The following is a 15,510-nucleotide window of genomic DNA, read 5'->3' on the forward strand; positions in this document are numbered from 1 at the left end:
TAGCGCGACGCGGATGACCCGTCGGTTGCGGATAAATAATTGCAATATATCGCATTTTACGGGATAAAAACGGCGAACCGACGACAGTATACGATTGTGTAGGGCGGCTGGTGTTCGCCCTGTCGATGCGGCCCGTCATGGTGACGCGGCATCATGGCGCGCGGCGGGGGCAGGCGTCTTGCCGAGGTTCGCGCGAGGCGTTACCCGCTGTCACCATCGGCCCGCGACAGGCGGGTCGTCCCAGATGTGAACGGGTATCGATACGTGACTGCTGCCAATCGAGCGACGGAATCCAGGCTGTGGTGGCTGGGGGACCGGATGGCGGTGCTGGTCCTCGGCCTGATCGCCGGGTTCATCGTCGGATTGTCCTTTGCCGGCGGCGGGCGGATCGCGTTGCCCGAAGCGCCGACGCCGGGCGCCGCACCCGCAGTGCCGGGGACGCCCGGTACCGCCCCGACCGGCAGCGACACGGCATTGCCGACGCCCGCTGCACCGACGCCTGCTGCACCGACAGTCGCCGCGCGGACGGTCGACGGGCCGATCGACCCGCAGGTCATCGCCCGCATGAAGCGCGACGGCGTGCTGCGGGTGGGCGTGTTCGGCGACAGCTTCGGCAACGGCATCTGGGACGCGCTGTATCGCCAATTGCCCCAGGATGACGGGTTCGAGGTGCTGAAGTTCGCCAAGGAGGCGACCGGCTTTACCCGCTACCGCGTCCTCGACCTCGAACAGCGCGCTCGCGAACAGCTGAAGGCACAGCCGATCGACGCGGCGGTCATCAGCTTCGGTGCGAACGACGCGCAGGCGGTGTTCGCCGACGGCCATCTCCATCCGTTGATGAGCGACGGCTGGAAACAGGTGATCGGCGACCGGATCGACGCCTTCGTCGCGACGATCCGGTCGACGGGGGCGATCGTCTACTGGGTCGGCCTGCCGGTGATGCGCGATCCCAAGATGGATGCCGAGATGCAGGCGATGGATGCCTTCTATGCCGATCATATGCGTCGGCTGGGCGTGCCGTTCCTCGATTCCCGTCCGCTGACGCTGGATGCCGAGGGCAAGTACAACGCCTATCTGCCCGACCTGAAGACCGGCAAGCCGATGCTGATGCGCACCGGCGACGGGCTGCACATGATCGGCGTCGGCTATCAGCGGCTGACCAACAGCGTCGCCACCGACCTGCGCCGCTATGCCGAACGTGCCCGGCGCGAGGCGGGGCGCCCGCTGCCGACGCCGGCCCCGACTCCTGCCGGGGCCGCACGCTGATGTCCGCGCTGTTCGCCCTCGCGCTGGCACAGGCCGCGACCGCCCAGTCGTGCATCGGCGGGCTGTGCGATGCCGAACGGCTGCGCCCGTTTCTGGAAAAGCTGTCGACCGCGCGCGGCGCGCCCGAGCCTGTCCGCATCTTGCAGATCGGCGACAGCCATACCGCCGGCGACCAGATCACTGGGAGCTGGCGCACCGCGTTGCAGGCACGCTATGGCCGCGCCGGACGCGGCGCGCTGCCGCCGGGGCGGCCCTATGCCGGCTATCTGACCCGCGACATCACCGCCGGCCAGTCGATGGGGTGGAGCGTCAACGGCATTTTCGGTGCGGCCTATTCGTCCAGCAGCAATATCCGGCTGGGGCTGAGCGGCTACAGCCTGACCAGCGAACAGCCGGGCGCGACCCTGACGCTCAGCGCCGATAGCGGGCGGACCTTCGACCGGTTGACCGTCTGCGCGCTGAGCGGGCCGGGGCAGGGCAGCCTGCAGCTGAGTTTGGGTGCGGCGGTGGTTTCGTGGTCGCTGGCCGGGGCGGAAGCCGGCAGCCGGTGCCGCACGCTGGACGGGAATGGCGAGGCGACGATCGCGTCGGCGACGGTGATCGGCGGCCCGGTCACGATCACGTCGTGGAGCACCGAACGCCAGTCGGGCGGTGGGGTGATCCTGTCCAACCTGGGCACGGTCGGCGCGCAGTTCATGCATTTCGGCCGTACCGACGACCGCGTGGTCGCGACGGAACTGGCGGCGTATCGCCCCGACCTGATCGTCGTCGCCTATGGCACGAACGAAGCGTTCCGGCCGGGCTTTTCGGCGAGCGTCTACGAAGCGTCGCTGCGATCCGACCTGACGCGGCTGCGCCGCCTGGCGCCCGGCGTGCCGATGCTGCTGGTCGTCGCGCCCGACTCTGCGACCAAGCTGCCGGCGCTGCAAACCGGCGAAAGCGGCACCAGCAGCCCGTGCGCCGGTAGCGGCGAATGGCGGCCCACCGCCGCGCTGTCATCGGTGCAGGCGATCCAGCGGCGACAGGCCAAGGCGTTCGGCATCGCCTATTGGGACTGGGGTCAGCGCATGGGTGGCCGCTGCGTCGCCGATGGCTGGACACAGGGGACCAGCCCGCTGATGCGCGGCGATCACGTCCATTTCACCAGCCGCGGCGGCGCGGAGATCGCGCGGTTGCTGCAGGCCGATCTGGACGCGGCGATGACCCGGATCGTCGGCACGGCCCCATCGGTCGATCCGGCCACTGCCTATCCGACGACGGCGCGCTAAATGCTGTTCCCTACGCTCAGCTTCGGGCTGTTCTTCCTTGTCGTCTATGGCCTCGTCTGGTCGCTCGGGGCGTCGAACGAGTGGCGCAAGATCGCGCTGCTGCTCGCCAGCTGGTTCTTCTATGGCGCGTGGGACGCGCGGTTCGTCGCGCTGCTGTTCGTTTCCGCCTTCGTCAACTGGGCGCTGGCACAGGGGATCGTGCGCAGCGACAACGACCGCACCGGCCGCGCGCTGGTGACGGTCGGCGTCGTTGCCAATCTGGGGGTGCTCGGCTATTTCAAATATGCGGGCTTCTTCCTCGAACAGTTGACCGCCTTGCTGACCCCGCTTGGCTTCGGGCGCGACCTGCCGCTGTTGCAGGTGGTGCTGCCGGTCGGCGTGTCGTTCTTCACATTCCAGGCGATCTCCTATCTGGTCGACGTGCATCGGCGGCGGATTCCGGCGGCGAACCTGCTCGACCTGACGCTGCTGATGTCGTTCTTCCCGCATCTGGTCGCAGGACCCATCGTGCGCGGCGCGGACCTGTTGCCGCAGTTCCGCCGCGTGCCGACGATCGATCGCGGGACGGTCGCCGCCGCGCTCCTGCTGATCCTGTGGGGGCTGTTCAAGAAGGCGGTGATCGCGTCGCAGCTGGCCGGGGCGCTGGTCGATCCGGCGTTCTTCGATCCGGCGAGCCGTTCGAGCTTCGACCTGCTGATCGGCGCGTACGGTTATGCGGTGCAGATCTACTGCGATTTCTCCGCCTATTCCGACATGGCGATCGGGCTGGCGGCGCTGCTCGGCTACACCTTCCCGCGCAATTTCGACCAGCCGTACCGCGCCGCCTCGCTCCAGGATTTCTGGCGGCGCTGGCATATCAGCCTGTCGAGCTGGCTGCGCGACTATCTCTATATTCCGCTGGGCGGCAGTCGGAAGGGGCCGGTGCGCACCTACATCAACCTGTTCCTGACGATGTTGCTGGGCGGGTTGTGGCATGGTGCCAGCTGGGCGTTCGTGATCTGGGGTGCGCTGCACGGCGGGTGGCTCGCGATCGAGCGGTTCTGGGCGCGGCACCGTCCCGCCGGCCTGCCGATGGCACCGCGCTGGGCCGGTGTCCTGCTGACCTTCCACATCGTCGTGCTCGGCTGGATCTTCTTTCGCGCGCAGGGCGAGGGGGAGGCGTTCGCCTATCTGGGGCAGATGTTCGCCGGGGACTGGCGCAACACGCTGGTCACGCCGCTGTCGCTGGTGCTGGTCGTCATCGGCCTTGCCATCCACGCGATGCCGGCGGGCATCCTCCAGCGGCTGGCGGCGCGGGTGCGCCATCATGCCGCGCCGATCATCGGCCTGTCGCTGGGCGTGCTGATCCTGATCGTCGACGCGATGCGGCCCGAGGGGGTCGCGCCGTTCATCTATTACCAGTTCTGATGGGAGGCCCCGCGTGACCACTGGCGCCGAACAGGGCGAAATCGTCGAGGTCGGATCGCCGGTGCAGGTCGCATCCGATCCGATCGACGGCGTGCGGCCATGGGCATGGATGACGACGATCATCGCCACCGCGACGCTGTTCCTGGGCCTGTTCAACGCCCATGCGATTGCGGCGTGGTTCGACGAACTGCCGCCGTCGCCCTACACCGAGCCGTTGCGCGCGCCGATCGCGGCATGGGCGGCAACGACCGCCCGGCTGGGGCTGGATACGCCGCGTGCCGCTGTCCGCAGCCGCTGGGAAAAGGCCCAGGCGGCGCGGTTCGGGAGCGAGCAGCCGGGCGAGGACGGCGCGCAATAGACCGGGTGCCCCAGGCGGGGTGTTCTCGACTGCCGCTTCTCGACAAGCTCGAAGCCGCTCGAACCGAACGGAAAGGCACAAGCCAGAAACGGCAACGCCCGCGCGAGCATGGCTCAGCGCGGGCGTTGCGGGGTTCCTGCCGGGGCAGGAGCGGTTCTCAGCGGTAGAAAGTGTGGTCGGCGATCTGCGCGACGCGGGTGCGCTTCGGGAACGATGCGCCGGCCGAGTGGAAGAACAGCGCGCCCGGAGCAACGTCTTCGTCCTTGCCGGCCAGCGTGCGCTTGGCGATGTCGACGGCGGTGTTCCAGCGGCCATTGTTGCGCGGGGGATCATAGGCATCGACGTTGAAGAACTGGCCACGCTGCTTGACGACGCCGCAGGCACTGCTGGCGAAGCGGCCGCTCTTCATGCGGGCGCGGATGACCTGGGCGACGGCCTGCTGGCCCTTGTGCGGCTGGTTGCCGGCTTCGTGCACCACGACCTTGGCGACGCATTCGACTTCGGACTTGTCGAGATTGGCGACGTCCGCATCGGCGGTTTCGGTCGGGGCTGCCTCGACAGCAGCGGTTTCGGCGGGGAGCGGCTGCACCACCGGGGTCGGCGATGCGAAGGTAACGGGAGCGGGGGCGATCGGTGCCGGTTGCTGTACGACCGGGAGTTCGGGATCCGTGTTCATCGCGACATGTGCGCTCGCTACGCCACTTGCCGCCGTCAGGCTCCACAACACCAATACGGACCAACGCTTATTCATTCCAACGCATCTTTTGTGCGCAAGGGTGCCCGCCATCGGCCGCAGAAACGCGGACAAAAGGAAGCGGCCGTCGGGAACCCCCACGTCTCACCGTCCAACTTCCGCTTCTTGGTAGAGGGCGGATCGCCGGACCGGCTGAAAACTGGACGTCCCTTCGCGCCGGCGCGGCAAACTGTCAACGCGACCGCCGTTCATCGGCGACGAACCGTTGGTTCCATCCGATCAATCCACGGCCGAAACGACAAATCAAGCGACCGTAAACGCGCAGAAACCATGTTCCTGTCGCGGCATTGTCGCGAATCGTCTTTAGAATCGGCCGGTCGCTGCCCGTTCAGACTATTGCGGCTGTTCGGCGCGTTCTTCCGAAAAACTGTCGAGCAACCATCGGCGAAATTCGACCATTGCCCGCCCCGGCGGCCGGGATTTCAGCCGCGTCAGCCAATAGCCGTCGGTCGCCGTCTGCGTGGCGAAGGGCTGTACGATCCGTCCGCTGTCCAGTTCGCGGCGAAACATTGCCGGCGGGGCGAGTGCGACCCCTTCGCCCAGCATCGCCGCCTGCACCATCACCAGCGATGAATCGAACAACGGCCCGTGCAGCGCGCCGACCTCCAGCCCGGCCGCCGCGAACCATGCCGGCCAGTCCTGCGCGCGATAGGAGCGTAGCAGCGTGGTGCGCAGCAGGTCGGCCGGGTGGCGCAGGCTCTGCGCGACGGCGGGCGAACAGAGCGGCGTCAGCGGCGCGGGGCAGACCGCATCCGCCGCCACGCCGTGCCACGCGCCGTCGCCGAAGCGGATTGCCCCGTCCAGCCCCTCGGCGACCAGATCGACCTGGTTGTTGTTGGTCAGCAGGCGCAGGTCGATCCCCGGACAGGCGGCGCGAAACGCCGGCAGCCGTTCGAGCAGCGCACCGACCGCAAAGGTGCCGACCGCGCTGACCGTCAGCACCTCGCGCACGATGCCGCTGTCGAACCGGTCGAACAGCCGGTCGATCGCCCCGAACGATTCGACTAGCGTCGGCGCCAGCGCCATGCCTTCGTCGGTCAGCAGCAACCCGCGATTGGACCGGCGGAACAGCGTGACGCCGAGGCGCGACTCCAGCGCCTTGATCTGGTGACTGACCGCCGCCTGCGTCACGCACAGTTCGTCGGCGGCGCGGGTGAAGGACAGGTGGCGTGCCGATGCCTCGAACGCGCGCAGGGCATTGAGGGGGACCGGTGCGCGCGCCATCGAGACTGAGATTTCCTAAGGATCGAACCGAGATATGATCCTTTGTCCCCCAGCCCTATTTCGGTCAATTGCCCTGCCGATAGTAATCGCGCGAGGGGATGGCCGGCATGGGATATCGCACATTTTTCCGGGGATGGCTGACGCTGGGTGCGGTGCTGGCAAGCGGGACGGCGTTGGCGGCCGATCCACCCGAATGGACGACGCCGACCGAACCGTTCCGCATTGCCGACAATCTCTATTATGTCGGGACAAAGGGGCTGGCAGCCTATCTGATCGTGTCGCGCGACGGGGCGATCCTGATCGATGGGCCGATGGATCGCAATGTCGCGTCGATCGAACGCAATATCCGGCGGGTCGGCGTGCCGCTCGACCGGGTGCGTGTGATCGTCAGCAACCATGCCCATGACGATCATGTCGGCGGCATCGCCCGGATCAAGCGCGACACCGGCGCGCGTTTCCTCGCCAGCGCGGGGGATCGATGGGCGCTGGAGCACGGGACCAGCCGGGGCGATACCAACTATGGCGTGCGCGGCTATCCGGCGGTCAAGGTCGATGGCGTGATCCGCGATGGGGAGGTCGTCCGGCTGGGCGATATCGCACTGACCGCGCATCTGACGCCCGGCCATACGCCCGGCTGCACCAGCTGGTCGATGGTCGCGCGCGATGCGGGCAAGCTGCGCCGGGTGTTCTTTCCGTGCAGCATCACCGTGGCGGGCAACCGGCTGGTCGGCAATCGCGGTTATCCGGGGATCGTCGCCGATTTCCGCCGAACCTTCGCCAAGCTGGCGACGATGCGCGCCGATATCGTGCTGCCGGGCCATCCGGAGGCGGCCGACGTGATCGAACGCGGTGCGCGCCGCCGGGCGGGGCAGGCGGACGCGTTTGTCGATCCCCGGCTGCTCCCCCGGATGGTCGCGGAAAAACGGGCAGCGTTCGAGGCGGAACTGCGCGCCGCGCAGCGCGGCACGCGTTAGAATCAGGCGTCGGGCGGCCCGTCACCCGGCGAATGCAGCATGTCGCCATAGATGCCGGTATCCGAACCGGGAATGGCGATCACGTCCAGCCATCGGCGGTAAAAGGCTTCCGGCCCGACGCCGCCGATGATCGCATAGCCATATTCCATGGCGCGCATGTCGTTCAGCGTCGCGAACAGCAACCCTTCGCCCACGCCCAGCCCGCGTGCGGCGGGATAGACGCCGGTCGGGCCGAAAAAGCCGCGCATGCTGCAATCGTAGCAGGCAAAGCCGAGGATCGCCGTCTCCTGCACCGCGATCCACAAGGTCGTGACCGGACGGGTAAAGGCGCGGGCGGCCTCGCTCTCCCACGCATCGCCGAACCGTGCCTTGACCCATGACAGGACGAGGTGCCGTTCGGCCGCCATCGCCCGCCGGATCGCAATGCCGCGGTCGGCCAGTGCCGGGCGAGGGGCGATGGCGGGCAGGTCGTACAGGCGGACGAGCAGGTCGGTCATGACGGCACCTTCCATGCTGCCGGCGCGACAGGCAAGGGTCGGGGCGATCGCAAAGCCGGTATCCGCTGCGAACCGATCGCGATAGGGTGGGGGCCATGATGCCGCGCCCACCCGTTTCCGTTCGCCTTCGCCTGACGCGATGGGGCTGGGTCGTGCTCGGCTGGTCGTTCGTGCTGCTCGGCTTTATCGGCGCGCTGTTGCCGGTGATGCCGACGACGATCTTCCTGATCCTGGCGGCGGGCTGCTTCGCACGCGGATCGCCCCGGCTGGAGCGCTGGCTGCTCGATCATCCGCGGTTCGGGCCGACGCTGACGGCGTGGCGGCGCGATCGCGCGATCGGGCGGCGGGCAAAGGCGATGGCATGCGGCGGGATCGCGACCGGCTATGCGCTGTTCCTGTTCGGTGCGCGGCCGGGCGTCGCGCTGGCGCTGGCGGTCGCGGCGTTGATGGCCGGTTGTGCCGCTTATATCGTGACCCGGCCCGCCCCGACCGGCTGAGCGATTTCGGTCACGAGCAACGGCGCGGTGAGGGTGGTCAGGCTGATTTCCAGCTCGGCATTGCGGAACGGCTTCGTCAGGCGCGGAATGTCGGCGTCTACCCCGTCTTCGTCGGCATAGCCCGACACGATCAGCACCGGCAGCGCCGGATGGCTGAGGCGCAGCCGACGGGCGAGGTCGGCACCGCTCATGCCGGGCATCAGGTGGTCGGTAATCAGCACGTCGGGCGCCAGCCCCTCGTCGATCAGCCGCAGCGCCTCCTCGGCCGATGCCGCCTCCACCACATGGTAGCTGAGGTCGGCCAGCATGTGCGCGGTGCTCATCCGCACTAGATCCTCGTCATCGATCAGCAGCGCGGTGCCGAGCCGGGCGGGGAAGGGGTGGCTGTCGGCCAGGCGTTCCTCGTCGCATGGCGCGATCGTGCTGACCGGCAGCCATAGGCAGATCGTGGTGCCGATGCCGGGGGTGCTGTCGATGGTCAGCCCGCCACCCAGCTGCGCGGTCAGGCCATGGACCATCGACAGGCCCAGGCCGGTGCCCTTGCCCACGCCCTTGGTCGAAAAAAACGGTTCGATCGCGCGGCGCAGCGTGTCCTGATCCATGCCGCAGCCGGTGTCGCCGACGCGCAGCCGGATATAATGGCCGCGCGCCAAGCCGGCGATCTCACCCGAACGCACATTCTGCCGGGCGGCGGCGATGGTCAGCGTGCCACCGTCGGGCATCGCGTCGCGGGCATTCACCGCCAGGTTCAGCAGCGCCATTTCCAGCTGGTTCAGATCGGCATGCGCCGGGGGCAGGTCGTCCAGCGCGACGCGGACGGCGATGGTCGGGCCGAGGGTGGATGCGATCAGCCCGGTCATGCTGTCGATGACCTTCGCCACGTCGACGCCGGTCGGCTGCAGCGGTTGGCGCCGGGCAAAGGCCAGCAGCCGCTGCACCAGCATCTTGGCGCGTTCGGCGGATTGTAGCGCCCCTTCGATCAGGCGGCGTTCGCGATCGGTGCCGACGCCCTTGCGCACCAGCATGTCGAGCGAGCCGATGATCGGGGTCAGCAGATTGTTGAAATCATGCGCGACGCCGCCGGTCAGGCTGCCCATCGCCTCCATCTTCTGACTCTGGCGGAGAGCATCGCGGGCGATCTCCAGATCGGCCTCGCGCTCCTTCGCTTCGGTCAGGTCGCGGCCGACCGCGACGAAGTTCAATCCGTCGGCTTCGGGAGCGACGGTCCATTCGATATGCTTCCACCCGCCGGTGCGCGTCGCGATCCGGTTTTCGAACCGGGTCGGGCGACGGGTCGCAGCCATCTGTGCGATCGCGGCCGAGGTGTGCGGTTCGTCGTCGGGATGCATGAAATTGACATAGCCGCGCGAGAGCAGTTCCCCCTCGCTCCAGCCCAACACCCGCGTCCATGCCGGGCTGGCCGCCGAGATCATTCCGTCATAGCCGGCGCGGGCCAGCATATCCTGCGACAGGTTCCACAGCCGGTCGCGCTCGGCCGACCGGATCGCGACCTGTTCCTCCAGCGTATCGTTAAGCTGGCGCAGTTCCTCTTCGGCGCGGGCGCGTTCGACGGCAGTCTTGACCCGTTCCCCGACCTCCTGGACCAGGCTTTGCTCGGCGGCGGTCCAGGCGCGGGGCGTGGCGGACTGCACTGCCAGCACGCCGACCCATTCGGTTTCGTCGAACAATAGCACGTCGATGAACGCCCCGACCCGGCGCTGGGCGAGGCCGGCGCGCGTCGTGTCGCTCAGCGGGCTGGCCGGTACATCGGGCATGACGATTGGTGCGCCCGAGCGATAGGCGTCGAGCAACCCCGGCCCGAACTGTGCCAGCGAATGCGCGCCGGTGAGTGAATGCACGCCATCGCAATAATCATGGTCGACCCGCATCCGCAGGTCGCTGCTGATCTCGGCATAGAATGCGCGGTTGACGTTCAGCCACTGGCCCAGCCGATCGGCGGCCAGCTGCATGATTTCGCTGCGCGTGCCGAGCGGGCGCAGTGCGTCGGCCAGCGACAGCAGGAACTGCGTCCGGCGGGCATGGGCGACGCGATCGGTCGTTTCTGCCAGGATGCAGATGACGCCCGCCGGTTCGCCGTCTTCGTCGAGGACCGGCGAATAGTCGAGGTCCATCCACGCCCGCTCCGGACAGCCGTTGCGGTACAGCGTCACTTCCTGATCCTGGTAGCGCAGCGTGCCGCCCGCCAGTCCGACCCGCATCACATGGTCGTTGAAATCGGCGGCCTCCGGCCACCCTTCGCGGACGTTCGATCCCAGCAGCTGCGGATGCCGCCCGCGGGCAAAGGCCGAATAGGCATCGTTGTAGAGCATCACCCCGTCGACGCCCCACAGCATCACCATCGGCACCGGCGAGCGCAGCATCAGCGCGGTGGCGGTCTTCAGGCTTTGCGGCCAGCCGGTGATCGGACCCAGCGGCGTCGCGGCCCAGTCGAGCGCCGCGATCAGCGCCGCACATTCCCCGCCGCCTGCCAGAAAGGCGAAATGGCGCGGATGCGGCGTGGTTTCGACGATGCGTAGGTCCGGCATGGGAAGGGAAATATCCTGCAATAACGCCGACCCGGAAAGACCGGCCGCGCCGGAATTGCCATAGACGTTGGGTGGCATGATAACGCAAACGTCCTTTTGAGCAAACTGCCAAGAATAGATAACGCGGGAAGACCGCTTGCGGGCGCGCGTATCTTTTCGGGACCGATCGTTCCTGCGCGCCTGCGGCTTTTGGGGAACAGTTTTGCCGGTCGCCCGGCGACTGCTTCGCGATCTGTCCTGCTGAGGTACAACGGCAGTCTTGCACGGCGGATGCGGGTCCCAACTTATCGGGGCGGGCGGCTTGTGATTCTGCCGATTTTGCGCGTAATCGGGTCGTTGATTTAGAGATCGGAATTTGCGTGCCGTCGGACCTGCCCAAAGCGATTGTCGAATATTTTGAGCAGTCGCGTGTCGCGCTTGCCCTGGCAGCGGCAGAGGGCGACAACCATCTGGTGTTGGTGAACCCGCCGTTCAGCCGCCTGACCGGGTTCGAGCCCGAGGATGTCGTCGGCCGGAATTGCCGGATGTTGCAACGCGATGCGGTCAATGCCGAACCGCGCGCGCGGCTGCGCGAGTTCTTGTCCCGGCCGAACCAGCCCAATGTGCGCACGCCGATCGTGAATTTCCGCAAGGACGGCAGCCCGTTCGTCAACCTGCTCTACATGTCGCGGCTGAACTCGATCGATGGGCGGACCCGCTATATCTTCGCATCGCAGTTCGACGTCAGCCGGTCGCAGCCCGAAATGCTGGCCGATTATAACGCACAGCTTGCCGCCACGCTCGGCCGGCTGGTCCCCATCGCCGACGATGCGGGGATCGTGGTCGAGGGCACCTTGATGACCATTGCCAACAGCGCGGCGATCGTGGCGCAGGCAAAGATGATGCTCGCCGATCTCGAGGGCACCCCCGATGCATGATGTCGTCTCGACCAAGGCGGAGGCCATGCCGGCGTCGCCCGCCAGCGTTCCGGTGGTCGGCATCGGGGCGTCGGCCGGGGGGCTGGAGGCGCTGCGCGAAATGCTTGCGCCCGCCAAGCGGCCGACCGGCCTAGCCTTCGTCGTGGTCCAGCATCTCGACCCGAACCACGAAAGCATGCTGGCGCAGCTGCTCGACCGCAATACTACGCTCGCCGTGCTGCAAAGCTCGGGTGGCGAGCGGATCGAGGCCGATACCGTCTATATCATCCCGCCCGGTCGCGGCCTTGCCATTCGCGACGGCGTGCTGGAGCTGACCGATTTTCAGCAGCCGCGCGGGCTCCGCCGGCCGATCGACGATTTTTTCCTGTCGCTGGCTGGCGACCAGCAGGCGAATGCCGCCTGCGTCATCCTGTCGGGGACCGGCGCCGACGGCACCACCGGCCTGCGCGCGATCAAGGAAAATGGCGGCGTCTGCGTCGTGCAGCAGCCCGAAAGCGCGCGCTATGACGGCATGCCGCTGTCGGCGGTCGGCACCGGCATGATCGATTTCGTGAAGCCGCCGGGCGAAATCCTCCATTGCCTTCAGGCCTTCTTTGGCCGGCGCGGTTCCGACCCGATCGAGCCGGAGGCGAATGTCGTCGCCGATCATGTCGATGAAATGTGCCGCGTGCTGCGCACCGCCATCGGCCATGATTTTTCGGGCTACAAGCGCTCGACATTGGTCCGCCGGGTCGAACGGCGGATGCATGTGCTGGGCATCGATACCGGGCGTGCCTATCTGGCGCGCATCCGCAGCGACGCGGGCGAGTGCGAGGCGCTGTTCCGCGACCTGCTCATCAACGTCACGCGCTTCTTCCGCGATGCCGATGCGTTCGAAGCACTGCGGACGCGGGTGGTCGAGCCGTTGATGGCGGATCGCCCGGCGGACGAGGATATCCGCGTATGGGTGCCCGGCTGTTCGAGCGGGGAGGAAGCCTATACCATCGCGATGCTGTTCGCCGAGGCGGCGCGCAAATCGGGGTCACCGCTGGCGGTGCAGATTTTCGCAACCGATATCGACGAACAGATGCTGGGGATCGCGCGCGAGGGCAGTTATCCCGCCGCGGCGATGGCCGACGTGCCGGCGCACTTACGCGAACGCTATACCGTGCCCCATGCCGAGCGGTTCACCATCGCCGCCCCAATCCGCGACATGATCCGCTTTTCCAGCCACAGCCTGGTCAAGGACCCGCCCTTTTCGCGGCTCGACCTGGTATCGTGCCGCAACCTGCTGATCTATTTCGACGACCGGTTGCAGCAGGCGGTGTTGCCGCTGTTCCATTACGCGCTGCGCCCCGGCGGTTTCCTGTTCCTCGGCACATCGGAAAGCGTCGGGCGGTTCGAGCATCTGTTCCTGTCCGTCGACCAGCAGGCCCGCCTGTTCGAACGCGGCCCCGGCGCACCCAGCTATCCGATCGACCTGCCCGGCAGTCAGCGTCAGCCGCTGGCCCGGCGCGAGCGGGATGCGCGCGGCGACACGGCGGCGCTGGGCAGCGAGGCGCTGGCGACCCGGCGCGTCGTCGAACGCTATGCCCCGCCCAGCCTGATCGTCGACCAGGATGGCGGTATCATCTCCGCTTATGGCAAGCTCAGCCGCTATTTCGAATTTCCGGTGACGCGTACCGGCGGCAGCAGCGCGGTGAACCTCGCCCGGCCGGGTCTGCGCAACGTCGTCGGGCCGTTGCTGCGACAGGCGCGCGACGAGCGCCGCCGGGTGATCGCGCGTGATGTCGCGGTCGAAACCGACTACGGCACCCAGCCGGTCGAGGTGATCTGCGACCCGCTGGGCGACGGCACCTTGCTGTTCGTGTTCCGCGATACCGGCCCGTTCGTGCCATCCGATCCCGGCGAACTGCAGGACCTCGAACCCAGCGACGACCATCTGGAATCGCTGGAGGACGAGCTGCGCCTGACCCGCCACCGGCTGCGCTCGGCGATCGAGGAGCTGGAGACGGCGAATGAGGAGCTGAAGAGCTCCAACGAAGAAATGATGTCGATGAACGAGGAGCTTCAATCGACCAACGAGGAACTGTCGACGGTCAATGACGAGCTGAAGAGCAAGGTCGACCAGCTGACCGTCGCCAATTCCGACCTGCGCAATTTCTATGAATCGACCGAACTGGCGGTCGTGGTGCTCGATGCCGACCTGAAGGTGCGCAGCTACACCGACGCCGCGACCCGCATCTTTCCACTGAAGGCCACCGATCGCGGTCGCCCGCTGACCGATGTCGCCAACCGGCTGGAGGACGCGGCGCATCTGGCGGATGCACGCGCCGTCGCGGGCGGGGCATCGCCGGTGCAGCGCCGGGTGCGGACCAGCGATGGCGAGCATGTCTTTTCGCTCCGGGTACTGCCCTATCGCACCCAGACCGGCGAGGTCGACGGCGCGACGCTGGTGCTGACCGAGATTACCGACGCGCTGGCGCTGGAGCGGCAACTGGCGGCGGAGCGCGAACGGCTCGACCTGGCGATCAAGGCGGCGGGAATCGGGGTCTGGGAATATTGCCCGGAAAATGGCGAGCTGGTGCTCGACCCGGCCGAACGGCAGCTGTTCGAGGTGGCGTCGGACGCGACGCCCCGGATCGAGGACCTGCTCGGCCGGATCGACGCCGACGATCTGCCAAAGGTCGAGGCGGCGCTGCGTCGCGTGATCGAACGCAGCGGCGATTATGAGTCGACGTTCCGCGTGTGCCGCAGCGACGGGCAGACGCGCTGGGTAAAGGGCTTTGGCCGGGTCGTCGGGGGCAGCGCGCCGCAGCGCCTGGTCGGCGTGTCGATCGACGTGACGCCCGAATATGCACTGGCCGAAACGCGCGAGTTGATGCTGCGCGAGATGAACCACCGGGTGAAGAACCTGTTCGCGGTGATCGCCGGGATGATTACCATGGCGGCGCGGTCGCACGACGACCTGCGCACCTTTGCCGACGATATCCGCCGCCGGATCGCCGCGCTCGGATCGGCGCATTCGCTGGCGTCGCCCGCCGGACAGCCCCATGCGGTCGGGCTGGACGATATCGTCGCCACCACGCTGGCTCCCTATCGCGACCACGCACGGATCGAAATCGATGGTCCGGTCGTTGCACTGGACAGAAGCTGTCTGTCGCCTTTGGCGCTCATTCTCCACGAATGGGCAACCAATTCGATCAAATATGGTGCGCTGGGCAGCGATGGGGAACGGGGCCTGCGGGTATGCTGGCAGGTCGGGGAAGACGGGATCGTGCTGACATGGACCGAGGATGCGAAGGATACGGGCGATCTGTTGCTGGGCAAGCGTGGGTTCGGATCGGTGCTGGTCGAAACCAGCGTTCGGCAGTTGCGCGGGACGATGACCGCCGGAATGGCGGACGGGCAGTTGCGGATGGAAGTGCGGCTTCCGGCTGGCGTGTTGCTGCGTGACTGATCCCGTATTGCTCGTCGAGGACGAGCTGTTCATCGCGCTGGACGTGCAGGCCACCATCGAGGCGGCGGGCTTCGCGGTCGAGGGACCGTGCATGACGCTGGTCGAGGCGCAGGAGGCGGTCGAGCGTCACAACGCGGCCTTTGCCGCCGCCGTGCTGGACGTGCGGTTGGCCGATGGGACGGTGTTCCCGGCGGCCGACCGGCTGCACGCTGCCGGGGTCCCGCTGATCTTTCATTCGGGGCACGCCGACGATGCCGACCTGCGGCAACGCTATCCCCGCGCGATGGTGTGTCCCAAGCCGAGCGCTCCCGAAGCGCTGTCGGAGGCGATCCGCCGCTGCGCAGCGCTGAACGGCGGGTAAGC

At 67.4% G+C, this 15,510-nt stretch carries 13 protein-coding genes; 9 read left to right on the plus strand and 4 right to left on the minus strand.

The features are described 5' to 3' along the window. Positions 1-318: 318 nt before the first annotated feature. The 4 genes from ASE67_RS15325 to ASE67_RS15340 are packed head-to-tail and all read left to right on the plus strand — an operon-like array spanning position 319 to position 4,299. Positions 319-1,266: an SGNH/GDSL hydrolase family protein gene (locus ASE67_RS15325; RefSeq protein ID WP_055763382.1), complete on the plus strand. Its 948-nt coding sequence runs from the start codon at positions 319-321 to the stop codon at positions 1,264-1,266. Then, complete coding sequence (locus ASE67_RS15330; RefSeq protein ID WP_055763384.1) at positions 1,266-2,534, plus strand: GDSL-type esterase/lipase family protein; 1,269 nt, start codon at positions 1,266-1,268, stop codon at positions 2,532-2,534. Before ASE67_RS15325 ends, ASE67_RS15330 begins: the two co-directional genes overlap by 1 nt. Then, positions 2,535-3,941, plus strand: coding sequence for an MBOAT family O-acyltransferase (locus tag ASE67_RS15335; RefSeq protein WP_055763387.1), 1,407 nt, complete (start codon positions 2,535-2,537; stop codon positions 3,939-3,941). 13 nt (positions 3,942-3,954) lie between these two features. Further along, complete coding sequence (locus tag ASE67_RS15340; RefSeq protein WP_055763389.1) at positions 3,955-4,299, plus strand: hypothetical protein; 345 nt, start codon at positions 3,955-3,957, stop codon at positions 4,297-4,299. A gap of 157 nt (positions 4,300-4,456) precedes the next feature. On the opposite strand, the gene ASE67_RS15345 is transcribed toward ASE67_RS15340, so the two are convergent. Both ASE67_RS15345 and ASE67_RS15350 read right to left on the minus strand, forming a co-directional pair. Continuing rightward, positions 4,457-4,975 carry a cell wall hydrolase gene (locus ASE67_RS15345; protein WP_055763390.1) on the minus strand — a complete coding sequence of 173 codons (519 nt, stop codon included), beginning with the start codon at positions 4,973-4,975 and terminating at the stop codon, positions 4,457-4,459. Between the two features lie 411 nt (positions 4,976-5,386). Next, the gene (locus tag ASE67_RS15350) at positions 5,387-6,277 is read right to left on the minus strand and encodes a LysR family transcriptional regulator (protein ID WP_055763392.1); all 891 of its coding nucleotides are present in this window, start codon (positions 6,275-6,277) and stop codon (positions 5,387-5,389) included. Positions 6,278-6,384: 107 nt separating this feature from the next. Here ASE67_RS15350 and bla point away from each other — a divergent pair, with 107 nt between their 5' ends. Continuing rightward, positions 6,385-7,251, plus strand: coding sequence for a subclass B3 metallo-beta-lactamase (gene bla, locus ASE67_RS15355; protein ID WP_055763663.1), 867 nt, complete (start codon positions 6,385-6,387; stop codon positions 7,249-7,251). A gap of 2 nt (positions 7,252-7,253) precedes the next feature. On the opposite strand, the gene ASE67_RS15360 is transcribed toward bla, so the two are convergent. Then, positions 7,254-7,748 carry a GNAT family N-acetyltransferase gene (locus tag ASE67_RS15360; RefSeq protein WP_055763665.1) on the minus strand — a complete coding sequence of 165 codons (495 nt, stop codon included), beginning with the start codon at positions 7,746-7,748 and terminating at the stop codon, positions 7,254-7,256. 95 nt (positions 7,749-7,843) lie between these two features. On the opposite strand from ASE67_RS15360, the gene ASE67_RS15365 reads away from it, so the two are divergent. After that, positions 7,844-8,245, plus strand: a complete 402-nt coding sequence (locus tag ASE67_RS15365) for a YbaN family protein (RefSeq protein WP_082457179.1) — start codon at positions 7,844-7,846, stop codon at positions 8,243-8,245. Here ASE67_RS15365 and ASE67_RS15370 read toward each other — a convergent pair. Beyond that, on the minus strand, positions 8,212-10,791 hold the full coding sequence (locus tag ASE67_RS15370; RefSeq protein ID WP_055763394.1) for an ATP-binding protein: 2,580 nt from the start codon (positions 10,789-10,791) through the stop codon (positions 8,212-8,214). The two genes, ASE67_RS15365 and ASE67_RS15370, sit on opposite strands and share 34 nt — an antisense overlap. 359 nt (positions 10,792-11,150) lie before the next feature. On the opposite strand from ASE67_RS15370, the gene ASE67_RS15375 reads away from it, so the two are divergent. From ASE67_RS15375 to ASE67_RS15385, 3 genes are read left to right on the plus strand one after another with little or no spacing between them, the layout of a single operon-like run. Beyond that, complete coding sequence (locus ASE67_RS15375) at positions 11,151-11,708, plus strand: PAS domain-containing protein (RefSeq protein ID WP_055763396.1); 558 nt, start codon at positions 11,151-11,153, stop codon at positions 11,706-11,708. After that, positions 11,701-15,147 (plus strand): CheR family methyltransferase, encoded by a 3,447-nt coding sequence (locus ASE67_RS15380; RefSeq protein WP_055763398.1) that lies wholly within the window; start codon positions 11,701-11,703, stop codon positions 15,145-15,147. The genes ASE67_RS15375 and ASE67_RS15380 overlap by 8 nt, the downstream gene beginning before the upstream one ends. Then, positions 15,140-15,508, plus strand: a complete 369-nt coding sequence (locus ASE67_RS15385) for a response regulator (RefSeq protein ID WP_055763400.1) — start codon at positions 15,140-15,142, stop codon at positions 15,506-15,508. Before ASE67_RS15380 ends, ASE67_RS15385 begins: the two co-directional genes overlap by 8 nt. Positions 15,509-15,510: the final 2 nt, after the last annotated feature.

The sequence above is a fragment of the Sphingomonas sp. Leaf23 genome (assembly GCF_001421585.1).
In the GTDB taxonomy this organism is placed as follows: domain Bacteria; phylum Pseudomonadota; class Alphaproteobacteria; order Sphingomonadales; family Sphingomonadaceae; genus Sphingomonas.